The following is a 12,499-nucleotide window of genomic DNA, read 5'->3' as shown; positions in this document are numbered from 1 at the left end:
CCACGGTATAGTTTTGCGCCTACGGGCGCTGTCGCCCGGACATGAGGACATCCAGCATGGGCATGATCAGCGAGTTCAAGGAATTCATCGCGCGCGGCAACGTGGTCGACCTGGCGGTCGGCGTGGTGATCGGCGCGGCGTTCGGCAAGATCGTCACCGTGCTGGTCGACAAGATCATCATGCCGCCGATCGGCCTGCTGGTTGGCGGCGTGGATTTCTCCAAGTGGGTCTGGACGCTGAAGGAAGCCACCGTCGATGCCGCCGGCAAGGAGATTCCCGCGGTGGTGATCGGCTTCGGCGAGTTCATCAACACGCTGATCCAGTTCGTCATCGTCGCCTTTGCCATCTTCCTGCTGGTCAAGGCGGTCAACCGCCTCTACAAGAAGGCGCCAGACGCACCGGCCGCTCCGCCCGAAGACGTGCTGCTGCTGCGCGAGATCCGCGACGCGCTGAAGAAGTAAGCCACGACTTGTTTCACAATCGGGGAAAGCCGCGGGCTGCTAAGCTCGCGGCTTTCCTGTTTCCTGCCCAATTTCCAGCCTGCTCCCAGGGGTACTCCATGCGTCTGACGCCGTTGTTGATCGCCCTCAGCCTGTCCCTCTCCGCTCCCATCGCGCACGCCGCGCAGAAACCCACCCGCATTCCCGACGCCGCCCTGGCCACCGCCGCGCAGCTGCGCGAGCAGGCGCTGGCCGACGACACCGGCTGGAAGGTGGTGGAATCGCTGACCACCGAAGTCGGTCCGCGCCTGGCCGGCAGCGAGGCCGACGCGCGCGCGGTGGCCTGGGCCACCGCCAAGTTCAAGGCGCTGGGTTTTGACAAGGTATGGACCGAACCGGTGACCTTTCCCAAGTGGGAACGCCGCAGTGAGCACGCCGCGGTACTGGGTGCGCATCCGCAGGCGCTGACCGTCACCGCGCTGGGTGGCAGCCCCGGCGGCACGGTGGAAGCGGAGATCGTGCGCTTCGCCGATCTGGCCGCGCTGGAAGCCGCGCCCGCGGATTCGCTGAAGGGCAAGATCGCCTTCGTCGATTACCAAATGAAGGCGGATCGTTCCGGCAGCGATTACCGCAACGGCGGCGCGATCCGCTCGCGCGGCCCGTCGGCGGCGATCCGCAAGGGCGCCATCGGCTACCTGATGCGCTCGGCCGGCACCGACAACCATCGCGTCGCCCACACCGGCATCACCCGCTTCGACGACGGCCTGACCCCGGTACCGTCGGCGTCGCTGACCATCCCCGACGCCGATCAGCTCGCCCGCCTGCTGGCGCGCGGCCCGGTCAAGGTGCGGATGGCGCTGGATTGCGGCTGGGATGGCGAGGCCACCTCCTACAACGTGATCGGTGAAATCACCGGGCGCAGCCTGCCCAGGGAAGTCGTGGTCATCGGCGGCCACCTGGATTCCTGGGATCTGGGCACCGGCGCCATCGACGACGGTGCCGGCGTCGCCCTGACCATGGCCGCCGGCCATCTGATCGGACAACTGAAGCAGGCGCCCAAGCGCACCATCCGCGTGGTCGCCTTCGCCAACGAGGAACAGGGCCTGTACGGCGGCCGCGCCTATGCGGAGAAGCACGCCGCCGACGTGCGCCTGCACCAGATCGGCGCGGAGAGCGATTTCGGCGCCGGCCGCATCTACGCCTTCAACACCAGCGCGCCCGAGCATGCCCGCGAGGCCACCCGCCAGATCGCCGAGGTACTGGCGCCGCTGGGCATCGAGTACCAGGCCGACAAGGGCGGTCCCGGCCCGGACATCAGCCCGTTCGCCGCGCGGGGCCTGGCCTGGGGTTGGCTGGCGCAGGATGGCACCGACTACTTCAACCTGCACCACACCGCCGACGACACCCTGGACAAGATCGATCCCAAGGCGCTGGCGCAGAACGTGGCCGCCTATACCGTGTTCGCCTATCTGGCGGCGGAGGCCGAGGGCGGTTTCGGCAGCGAGCCCAAGCAGGTCAAGCCGCCGCAGGAATGATGCTTTCGTCTTCCGTGGATGAAAAAAGAGCGGGCCATTCGGCCCGCTCTTTCGTTCTGCAAGCGATGTTCGCGCCGGATGCCGCGGCGGCCAGCGCGTCGCTCAGCCCTTCGCGAGACGCTGCCGCCATTGGGCGAGGAACACGGCGGTCGCCGAAGCCACGTTGAGGCTCTCCACCGCGCCGGTGCCGGGAATCGACAGGCGCGCATCGCAGGCGGCGGCCATTTGCGGATCCATGCCTTCGCCCTCGGCTCCCATCACGTAGACCAGGCGTTCCGGCAAGCGCGCGGCGAACAGATCGTCACCGCCGCGCACCACCGTGGCGGCCAGCGAGAAGCCGGCGCCGCGCAGTTGCGCGATGGCGTTGGCGGTGTTGCCCAGGCGCACCAGCGGCACTTGTTCCGCGCCGCCTTCGGCGACCCTCGCCGCGGCGCCTGACAGCGCCAGTCCACCCTGCGGCGGCAGCAGGATCGCCGATACGCCGAAGTGCGCGGCCGAGCGCAGGATGGCGCCGAAATTGTGCGGATTGCCGACCCCGTCCAGCCAGATCGCCAGCGCCGGACCGGCCGGCAGCGTGCGCAGCCAATCGCCGGCCGACGTCGGTTCCGCCTTCAGCACCTCGGCGACGATGCCCTCATGGTGCTGGCTGGCGGCGAGCCGATCCAGATCATCCTCGGCTACCACCCGGTAGCCGATGCGCTGCTTCACGCACCACGCCAGCAGCGCCTTGAACGCGGGAATCCGCGCCTCGGTCAGGTAGATCTTGCGGATCGCCTCCGGACGCCGTTCGAACACCGCGCGCACGGCGTTGATGCCATACAGGCGCAACTCGTCGCGCGCGCCCATCGGCGCCCCCATCTGCGCTCCCGCCGACCCGCGCGCGTCATCGCGGGGCTCGGCGGGACGCGGCGCACGCGGCTGGCGCGGGCCCGCCGGACGGCCGGTGCCATGCGAGCGCGGCGGTGGCCGCTTGTCCCAGGGACCACTCATGTCAGCCTTGCCGGTTCTTCCAGAAGTCGGCGTTCTTCACGCCCGCCACGTCCGGATCGAAGACGGGATCCAGGCCCAGCTTCTTCTGCCGCTCGTAGTCGCGCAACGCCGCCATCGCCGGCTTGTGCAGGATCAGGATCGCGATGATGTTCAGCCACGCCATCAGGCCGACGCCGATGTCGCCCAGCGCCCACGCGGTCTTGGCATTGTGGAAGGCACCGAAGATGACCATGCCCATGATGCCCAGCCGCAGCAGCAGCACGGTCAGCGGACGACGTCGGTTGCCGTTGACATAGCTCAGGTTGGTCTCGGCCATGTAGTAGTAGGCCATGATGGTGGTGAAGGCGAAGAAGAACAGCGCCACCGCCACGAAGCCCGCGCCCCAGCCCGGCAGCACCGATTCCACCGCCGCCTGCGCGTAACCCGGGCCTTCCTCGACGCCCGGCGGCATGCCGGTATACAGGTGCGCGCCGCCCGTGGGCGAGTACACGTTGTACTTGCCGGTGGTCAGCACCAGGAACGCGGTCGAGGTGCACACCATCATGGTGTCGAAGTAGATCGCGAAGGCCTGCACGTAGCCCTGCTTGGCCGGGTGCGAGACCTCGGCGGCGGCGGCGGCGTGCGGGCCTGTGCCCTGGCCGGCCTCGTTGGCGTAGATGCCGCGCTTGACGCCCCATTCCACCGCCAGGCCCAGGATCGCGCCGAACGCGGCATGGGTGCCGAAGGCGCTGCTGAAGATGACGCGGAACATTTCCGGCACCAACTCGGCGTTGAGCACCATCACCGTGACCGCCATCAGGATGAAACCGGCGGCCATGAACGGCACCACGATTTCGGCGAAGTTGGCGATGCGCTTGACGCCACCGAAGATGATCACCGCCAGCAGGATCGACACCGTGATGCCGATGCCCAGCTTGAATGCATCGCGCGCCGGCATGCCCAGCCACTGGCCGTCCATGGCGCCGCACAGCGACGTGCCCTGGCAGACGTTGGCCGCGCTGTCGGCGATCGCGTTCGCCTGCACGCCCGGCATCAGGAAGCCGGTGGCGGCGATGGTCGCGATGGCGAACAGCAGCGCGTACCACTTCAGGCCCATCGCCTTTTCGATGTAATAGGCCGGGCCGCCGCGATAGCGTCCTTCGGCATCCTTGACCTTGTAGATCTGCGCCAGCGTCGATTCGACGTAGGACGTCGACGCGCCCAGGAAGCCCATCACCCACATCCAGAACACCGCGCCGGGACCGCCGAAGGCAATCGCGGTGGCGACGCCGGCGATGTTGCCGATGCCGATGCGGCCGGCCATCGACATGGCCAGCGCCTGGAACGAGGACACGCCGGCCTCGGATTTCTGCCCGCTCACGGTCAGCCGCAGCATCTCCGCGAAGCCACGCACCTGCATGAAGCGGGTGCGGATGGTGAAATACAGGCCGGCGCCCAGGCACATGACGATCAGTGCCTTGCTCCAGATGATGCCGTTGACGGCATTGATGATGGCTTCCACGCAGTCTCCCCTGCCCTAAAAGGAAAAGTCCCCGTCACCGGGGACCGGTCGATTCTCCACGAATCGGCCCGCTCTGCGAAGCCCGGCGAGGGGGATCACCCTGCTGAACAGGGAAACCCGGGGTGTTCAGTGCGTGGTCGGCGTCCGCAGGCGGGAGAAGACCCGCAGGTCGTGCAACTGCCCATCCTTGCGGATGGCGTGGCGGAGCAGGCCTTCTTCCTGGAAGCCGTTCTTGAGCAGCACCCGTGCCGAGGCCGGGTTGATGTCCAGCACGTTGGCCTGCATGCGGTGCAGTTGCAGGTGATCCATCACCCACGGCACGTAGGCCGCGACCACCCGGCTCATCAGTCCCTGGCCCCAGTAGCGGCGGCCGAGCCAGTACCCCAGCTCGGCGCTGCCCCCACGCTCGCCCAGGCGCGGGTGCGCGCCGATGCCGCCGCAGGCGCGGCCGTCGATATCGATGGCGAACACCGGATCGTTCAGATCCACCACTTCGCCGGCGAGGAACCGCCAGGCGTCCTCGCGCCGATAGGGATGCGGGAAACGTTCGCTCAAGCCGCGCACGACCTGCGCGTCGTTGGCGTGGCGGAGCAGCCAGCGCGCGTCTTCCGCCCGCCAACGCCGCAATGTGAACCCGTCGCCCTGAACCACGCTGTCTTCCATGCTTTCCAGATCAACCATGACCGCCTACCGGGGGAGTTTCTTCTTCCAGTCGCTTCAGTTCGTGGGCCACGGCCTCGGGAGACCGCGTGAACGGTGCCAGCAGCGCGTAGAACGCCGGCACCACGTACAGCGACAGCAAGGTGGAGAAGGAGACGCCGAAGATGACCACGATGCCGATCGTCGCGCGGCTGGCCGACCCCGGTCCGCCGGCCACCACCAGCGGCACCGCGCCCATCACCGTGGCCACGGACGTCATCAGGATCGGGCGCAGGCGCACCTTCGAGGATTCGGCGATGGCGCGCGCCACGCTCATGCCGTCGTCGCGCAATTGGTTGGCGAACTCGACGATCAGGATGCCGTTCTTTGCCGCCAGGCCGATCAGCATCACGATGCCGATCTGGCTGAACAGGTTGAGCGTGCCGCCGGTGACCCACAGGCCGATCAGCGCGCCCAGCACCGCCAGCGGCACGGTCAGCATGATCACCAGCGGGTGGATGAAACTCTCGAACTGCGCCGCCAGCACCAGGTAGACGATCAGCAGCGCCAGCGCGAAGGTCAGCAGCACCGCGCCGCCGGCCTTGAGGTACTCGCGGGATTCGCCCTTCCAGTCGATCTGCGCGTAGTCGGGCAGTTCCTCCTGCGCCACCTGCTGGGCCCAGCCCATCGCCTCGCCCAGCGTGTAGCCCGGCGCCAGCGACGCGGTCAGGGTGATCGCGCGCAGGCGGTTGAAGCGGTTGAAGCTGCCGGGTTCGGCGATTTCCGACAATGTCACCAGGTTGGACAGCGGAATCAGCTCGCCCGCGCTGCCGCGCACGTAGGTGTTGGCCAGGTCCGCCGGCGAGGAACGGCGCTCGCGGTCGGCCTGCATCAGCACGTCGTACTCCTCGCCGTTGTCGACGAACGTGGTGACCTGGCGGGAACCCATCATGGTTTCCAGCGTGCGGCCGATTTCCTGCACCGACACGCCCAGGTCGGCGGCGCGGCTGCGGTCGATGTTGACCCGCATCTGCGGTCGGGTTTCCTTGTAATCCGAGTCCACGCCGTACAGGCCGGGGTTCTGCTCCATGCGCGCCATCATCCGGTCGCGCCACTGCGAGAGCTCGTTGTAATCCGGACCGCCGAGCACCATCCGGAACGGCTGGCCACCACCGCGGACCAGGCCGGTGCGCTGGGAAGGCTGGGCGCGGATGCCCGGCATCTGCTCCAGTTGGCCGCGCACCGATTCCAGCACCTCGGTGGTGCTTTCGTGGCGCTTGCTCCAGTCCTGCAGGAACACGATCACCTGGCCGGTGTGCATTTCCTCGCTCGCGCCAAAGCCGCCCGGCACGCGGGCGTTGGCGCGCTGGATCGGCTTGCCTTCGCCGATGTTGTCGGCGAACAGATGCTCGACCTGCTGGATCTGTTTCACGGTGTAATCGAAGCCTGCGCCTTCCGGTCCCTGGATGGAGACGAAGAACGAGCCGCGATCCTCCATCGGCGCCAGTTCCTTGGGCACGCGCAGGCCCAGCACCGCCGCCACCGCCAGGCACGCGCCCATCGCGATCAGCAGGATCAACAGGATGCGCCGGCCGGGCATCGCCACCATCCGCTGGACCTGGTGGCCATACCCCTCGCTGAGCCGGGCCAGCTGCCGGTTCATCCAGGCGTTGAAACCCTTGGGCTTGCTGTGCGGCCGGACCAGCTTGGAGGACATCATCGGGGTCAGGGTCAGGGCCACGAACGCCGAGATCGCCACCGCCGCCGCCAGTGCCACCGACAGTTCGCGGAACAGGCGTCCGGTGTTGCCTTCCATGAACCCCACCGGCAGGAACACCGCCACCAGCACCGCGGTGGTGGCGATGACCGCGAAGGCCACCTGCGCGGTGCCGCGACGCGCGGCCACCAGCGGCGGCTCGCCCAGGTCGGCGCGGCGCTGGATGTTCTCCAGCACCACGATGGCATCGTCCACCACCAGGCCGATGCACAGCACCAGGGCGAGCAAGGTCAGCAGGTTGATCGAGAAGCCGAACGCGTAGAGGGCGATGAACGAGGTAATCAGGCAGACCGGCACCGTCACCGCCGGGATCAACGCCGCGCGCAGGCTGCCCAGGAACAGCCAGATCACCGCGAACACCAGGATCATCGCCTCCACCAGGGTGGCGTAGACGCGCTCGACCGACGCCTCGATGAACACGGTGCTGTCGTAGGCGACGAAGATCTGGGTGCCCTCCGGCAGGGTCGGGCGGATGCGGTCGGCGGCAGCGCGGGCCGCGCGCGCCACATCCAGCGCGTTGGCGGTTGAGGTCTTGACGATGCCCAGGCCGACGTTCGGGCGGCCGTTGCTGCGGAAATAGGCGCGGCGTTCCTCGGTGGTCAGCTCCACCCGGGCCACGTCGCCCACCCGCACCACGTAGCCGTCGGCGCCCTTGCTCAGCGGCATCCGCGCGAACTGCTCGGCGGTCATGTAGCCGCGTTCGACCCGCAGGGTGAAGTCGCGGGTTTCCGATTCGATGCGGCCGGCGGGCAGTTCGATGTTCTCGCGCCGCAGCGCCGCCTCCACGTCGCTGGCGGTGACGCCGCGCGCGGCCATCGCGGCGCGATCCAGCCAGATCCGCATGGCATAGCGCTGGGCGCCGCTGATGCGCACCTGGGCCACGCCGTCCAGCGCCGACAGCTGATCGACGATATAGCGATCGGCGTAGTCGGTCAGCTGCAAGGTGTCCATCTTGGTCGAACTCATGTTCAACCACAGGATCACGTCGGCATCGGCTTCCACCTTCTGCACTTCCGGCGGATCCGCCTCGTCGGGCATGCGATCCATCACCCGGCTGACCTTGTCGCGCACGTCGTTGGCGGCGGCCTCGATGTCGCGGGTAAGGGTGAACTCGATGGTGACCTGCGAACGGCCGTTGGAGCTGCGCGACTCGATGGTCTCGATGCCCTCGATGCCGGCCAGCGCGTCTTCCAGGATCTGGGTGACGCGGGTTTCCACCACCGCCGCCGACGCGCCCGGGTAGGTCACTTCCACCGACACCACCGGCGGATCGATGTTGGGCAGCTCGCGCAGGGTCAGGCGCATGAACGACATCACCCCGAGCACGATCAGCAGCAGGCTCATCACCACGGCCAGCACCGGCCGCTTGATCGACAGGTCGGACAGCTTCATGGTTCAGCCCCGTTTGACGGCGGGTGCGGCTGCGGGCGCGGCGGCCGGTGGCGTGGTCGCGCCGGCCTCGGTGATCTTCGCGCCGGGCCGCAGCTTGCCGGTACCGTCCACGACAATGCGATCGCCGGCCTTCAGGCCTTCGGTGATCTCCACCCGACCCTCGCGACGGACGCCGGTGCTCACGGTGACCTGCTCCACGCTGCTGTCGGCCTTGACCCGGTAGACGAAGGTGTCGCGGCCCACCTGCACGACGGCGATCTCGGGAATCACCAGCGCCCGCCGCTCCGGCCGGAACAGATTGACGTTGAGCAGCATGCCCGGGCGCAGCGCGCGATCCGGGTTGGCGAACACCGCGCGCACGGTGACCGCGCGGGTGGCGGGATCCACCCGCGCATCGACCGTTTCCACGACGCCCTCGAAGGTGCGCCCCGGCCAGGCGGCGGTGGTCGCGTTGACCGCATCGCCGTTGTCGACCGTGGCCAGCGCCGCTTCCGGCACCTGGAAGTCCACGTACATCCGCGAAACATCGTCGAGGGTGGCGATGACGGTGCTGGCGGTGATCAGCGAGCCCGGGCTGACCTGGCGGATGCCCAGTACGCCGGCGAACGGTGCGCGCACCGTGCGATCGCCGATGTCGGCCTTCATCTGCTGCACGCGCGCTGCGGCGGCGTCGCGCAGGGCCAATTGTGTGTCCAGGGTGGAGCGGGCGACCAGTTGCTGTTCGGCCAGTTCCTTCTGCCGGCGGTACAGGCGGTCGGCTTCGGCGTAGGTGGCCTCGGCCTGCTCCAGCGACGCCTTGGCGGCGTCGCCGCGCAAGGTCACCAGCACCTGCCCGGCCCTGGCGTCCTGGCCGCTTTCGAAGTGCACGTCCTGGACGATTTCGCTGACCTTGGCGGTCAGGGTCACCGACTCGCGCGCCTTGGCGGTGCCCAGCGCCTCCAGGGTGTCGCTCCACGCCGAGAGCTGGACCACCTGGGTGTTCACCGGCACCGGCCGATCCGCACCCTGCCCGCCTCCGCCCGCGCCGGCGGATTTTTCTCCGCAGGCGGTCAACAGGAACATCGACGCGGCGACGGCCAGCGTCGCCCGGATTCCGGTTCGGCTCAGCATGAAAGTACCGTAATGATCGTTATCACGTGAAGTTTACCTTCACGCCATGAACGAATATGCGTACGGAAGCGTTGACAGGGCCATGACTAACGACCCTTGTGCAGCGTGGTTCGCTAGGTCAATCCCAGTTTTTCCAGGACCCGCAGCGCCAAGTGTTCCGGACTCTCTGCGCCGGCATCCAGCCGCAGGTCGGGATGTTCCGGTGCTTCGTACGGCGAGTCAATGCCGGTGAAGTTGGGAATCAGGCCGGCCCGCGCCTTGCGGTACAGGCCCTTCACGTCGCGTTCCTCCGCGAGCGCCAGCGGCACGTCGACGAAGATTTCCAGGAACTCGCCTTCGCCGAACCGTTCGCGCGCCATCTGCCGCTCGGCCCGGAACGGCGAGATGAAACTGACCAGCACGATCAATCCGGCGTCGGTCATCAGTCTGGCGACCTCGGCCACGCGGCGGATGTTCTCCACCCGGTCCTCGGCGGTGAAGCCCAAATCCCGGTTCAGGCCATGACGCACGTTGTCGCCGTCGAGAATGAAGCTGTGGTAGCCCAGCGCGTGCAGGCGCTTGTCGACCAGGTTGGCCACGGTCGACTTGCCGGCGCCGGACAGGCCGGTGAACCACAGCACCCGCGGCTGCTGGCCCTTGGTGCGCGCACGCGCCGCCTTGTCCACGTCCAGGTGCTGCCAGTGCACGTTGCCGGCGCGGCGCAGTGCGAAGTCCAGCGTTCCCATCGCGACCGTGTGGTTGCTCTGCCGGTCGATCAGGATGAAGCCGCCCAGCGCGCGGTTGTCCGCATAGGGTGCGAACGCGATCGGTTCGTCCAGGCTGAGGTTGCAGTAGCCGACCTCGTTGAGTTCCAGCCGCTTGGCCGCCAGGTGCTCCTGGCTGTTGATGTCGACCCGGTGCTTGATCTCGCTGATCGAGGCGGCGACCGTGCGCGTACCGATCTTCAGCCAGTACGGACGTCCAGGCAGCAGCGCGGCGTCGTCCATCCACAGCACGTGCGCGGCGAACTGATCGGCGACCTGTGGCGGATCGCCGGCGGCGGCGATGACGTCGCCGCGGCTGATGTCGATCTCGTCGTCCAGGGTCAGGGTGATCGCTTCGCCGGCACTGGCGAGTTCGCGATCGCCATCCGGCCCGAGCACCCGCGCGACCTTCGAGCGCCGGCCCGAGGGCAGCGCCACGATCGCGTCGCCCGGGCGCACCCGCCCCGCCGCCACGGTGCCGGCGAAGCCACGGAAATTCTGGTCCGGCCGGTTGATCCACTGCACCGGCAGGCGAAACCCGCCTTCGGCGCCGGCATCGTCCACCGGCACGCTCTCCAGGTGCTGCAACAGGCTGGGGCCGTCGTACCACGGCGTGCGTGCCGAACGTTCGATCAGGTTGTCGCCCTCCAGCGCGGACAGCGGCACGCACGTCACGTCGGCGATGCCCAGTTGCGCGGCCAGTGCGCGGTAGGCGGTGGCGATGCCGTCGAACACCGCGGGATCGAAGCCGACCAGATCCATCTTGTTGACCGCCAGCACGACGTGGCGGATGCCCAGCAGCGAGACGATATAGCTGTGCCGGCGGGTCTGGGTGAGCAGGCCCTTGCGCGCGTCGACCAGCACCACGGCCAGATCCGCGGTGGACGCGCCGGTGGCCATGTTGCGGGTGTACTGCTCGTGTCCCGGGCAATCGGCGACGATGAACTTGCGCCGCTCGGTGTCGAAGTAGCGGTAGGCCACGTCGATGGTGATGCCCTGCTCGCGCTCGGCGGCCAGCCCGTCCAGCAGCAGCGCGTAATCGATGTCGCCGCCGCGGGTGCCATGCCGGCGGCTGTCCTTCTCCAGCGCCGCCAGTTGATCATCGAACAACCGCTTGCTGTCGTGCAGCAGGCGACCGATCAGCGTGCTCTTGCCATCGTCGACGCTGCCGCAGGTGATGAAACGCAGCAGCGGCTTGGTTTCGTGCTGGCGCAGGTAGTCGGTGATGCTGGTGTTTTCGGGATTGGGGATTCGGGATCCGGGATTCGCAACGGCGGGCGCTTCCGCCCGCGGATCGCTTCCCGCTTTCCCTAATCCCGAATCCCGGTTTTCAACGGCCGGATGGCCGGTCATCCCCAATCCCGGCTTCATCAGAAGTACCCCTCCAGCTTTTTCTTCTCCATCGACGCGCCCGGATCGTGATCGATCACCCGGCCCTGGCGCTCGGAGGACGTCGCCACCAGCATCTCGGCGATGATCTTTTCCAGGGTGTCGGCGTCGGACTCGATCGCGCCAGTGAGCGGGTAGCACCCCAGGGTGCGGAAGCGCACCCTGCGCAGTTGCGGCTGTTCGCCTTCATGCAGAGGCAGGCGTTCGTCGTCCACCAGGATCAGCGCGCCATCGCGTTCCACCACGGGCCGCTCGGCGGCGAAGTACAGCGGCACCACCGGAATGCCCTCGCGATAGATGTAAAGCCAGATGTCCAGTTCGGTCCAGTTGGACAGCGGGAACGCGCGCACGCTCTCGCCCTTGTGGATGCGGGCGTTGTAGAGGTTCCAGAGCTCCGGTCGCTGGTTCTTGGGATCCCAGCGGTGGCGATCGTTTCGGAAGGAGAACACGCGCTCCTTGGCGCGCGACTTCTCCTCGTCGCGGCGGGCGCCGCCGATGGCCGCGTCGAAGCCGTATTGATCCAGCGCCTGCTTCAGGCCCTGGGTCTTCATCACGTCGGTATGCACGGTCGCGCCGTGGCTGATCGGGCCGACGCCCTGGGCGATGCCCTCGGGATTGACGTGCACCCGCAGATCCACGCCGGTCTCGGCCGCGCGGCGATCCCGGAACGCGATCATCTCGCGGAACTTCCAGCGCGTGTCCACGTGCAGCAGCGGGATGGGCGGGCGGCCCGGCGCGAACGCCTTGAGCAGCAGGTGCAGCAGCACCGAGCTGTCCTTGCCCACCGAATACAGCAGCACGGGATTGCGGAACTCCGCGGCCACCTCCCGGAGGATGTGGATGCTCTCGGCTTCCAGGCGGTCGAGGTGGGACAGGCGGTGTTCGGCGCTCATCAAAACGGGCTGCGGTGCGTGACGGGATGCAGGTGCAAAGCGTACCAGCTACCGCCGTTGCTTCTGCCCCAGGAGGCCAACGAGCATTCC

The 12,499-nt window shown here is 67.9% G+C and carries 9 protein-coding genes; 2 read left to right on the top strand and 7 right to left on the bottom strand.

Features of this window, described 5'->3' with window-relative positions; translation table 11 throughout:
* Positions 1-56 precede the first annotated feature (56 nt).
* On the top strand, positions 57-461 hold the full coding sequence (gene mscL / locus IQ458_RS06955; RefSeq protein WP_183644195.1) for a large-conductance mechanosensitive channel protein MscL: 405 nt from the start codon (positions 57-59) through the stop codon (positions 459-461).
* 98 nt (positions 462-559) lie between these two features.
* Entirely contained in the window at positions 560-1,975 is a 1,416-nt protein-coding gene (locus tag IQ458_RS06950; protein WP_203322329.1) for a M28 family peptidase, read from the top strand.
* A gap of 102 nt (positions 1,976-2,077) precedes the next feature.
* On the opposite strand, the gene IQ458_RS06945 is transcribed toward IQ458_RS06950, so the two are convergent.
* The 7 genes from IQ458_RS06945 to cysD form a co-directional block, all read right to left on the bottom strand.
* A complete protein-coding gene (locus IQ458_RS06945) occupies positions 2,078-2,965 on the bottom strand; it encodes a TrmH family RNA methyltransferase (RefSeq protein WP_203322328.1) in 888 nt (295 codons plus the stop codon).
* 1 nt (position 2,966) lies between these two features.
* On the bottom strand, positions 2,967-4,466 hold the full coding sequence (locus IQ458_RS06940) for an alanine/glycine:cation symporter family protein (protein WP_192197308.1): 1,500 nt from the start codon (positions 4,464-4,466) through the stop codon (positions 2,967-2,969).
* Between the two features lie 126 nt (positions 4,467-4,592).
* Entirely contained in the window at positions 4,593-5,147 is a 555-nt protein-coding gene (locus tag IQ458_RS06935; protein ID WP_425504649.1) for a GNAT family N-acetyltransferase, read from the bottom strand.
* Positions 5,140-8,274 (bottom strand): efflux RND transporter permease subunit, encoded by a 3,135-nt coding sequence (locus tag IQ458_RS06930; RefSeq protein ID WP_192197307.1) that lies wholly within the window; start codon positions 8,272-8,274, stop codon positions 5,140-5,142. The genes IQ458_RS06935 and IQ458_RS06930 overlap by 8 nt, the downstream gene beginning before the upstream one ends.
* 3 nt (positions 8,275-8,277) lie before the next feature.
* Positions 8,278-9,384, bottom strand: coding sequence for an efflux RND transporter periplasmic adaptor subunit (locus IQ458_RS06925; RefSeq protein ID WP_203322327.1), 1,107 nt, complete (start codon positions 9,382-9,384; stop codon positions 8,278-8,280).
* A gap of 113 nt (positions 9,385-9,497) precedes the next feature.
* Entirely contained in the window at positions 9,498-11,480 is a 1,983-nt protein-coding gene (gene cysN / locus IQ458_RS06920; RefSeq protein WP_203322326.1) for a sulfate adenylyltransferase subunit CysN, read from the bottom strand.
* 17 nt (positions 11,481-11,497) lie between these two features.
* Positions 11,498-12,409 carry a sulfate adenylyltransferase subunit CysD gene (cysD, locus tag IQ458_RS06915; protein WP_203322325.1) on the bottom strand — a complete coding sequence of 304 codons (912 nt, stop codon included), beginning with the start codon at positions 12,407-12,409 and terminating at the stop codon, positions 11,498-11,500.
* Positions 12,410-12,499: the final 90 nt, after the last annotated feature.

This window comes from Pseudoxanthomonas beigongshangi, assembly GCF_016820515.1.
Lineage (GTDB): Bacteria > Pseudomonadota > Gammaproteobacteria > Xanthomonadales > Xanthomonadaceae > Pseudoxanthomonas_A > Pseudoxanthomonas_A beigongshangi.
The sequence above is the reverse complement of the archived record's forward strand: the minus strand, read 5'-3'. Positions and strand labels throughout refer to the sequence as shown.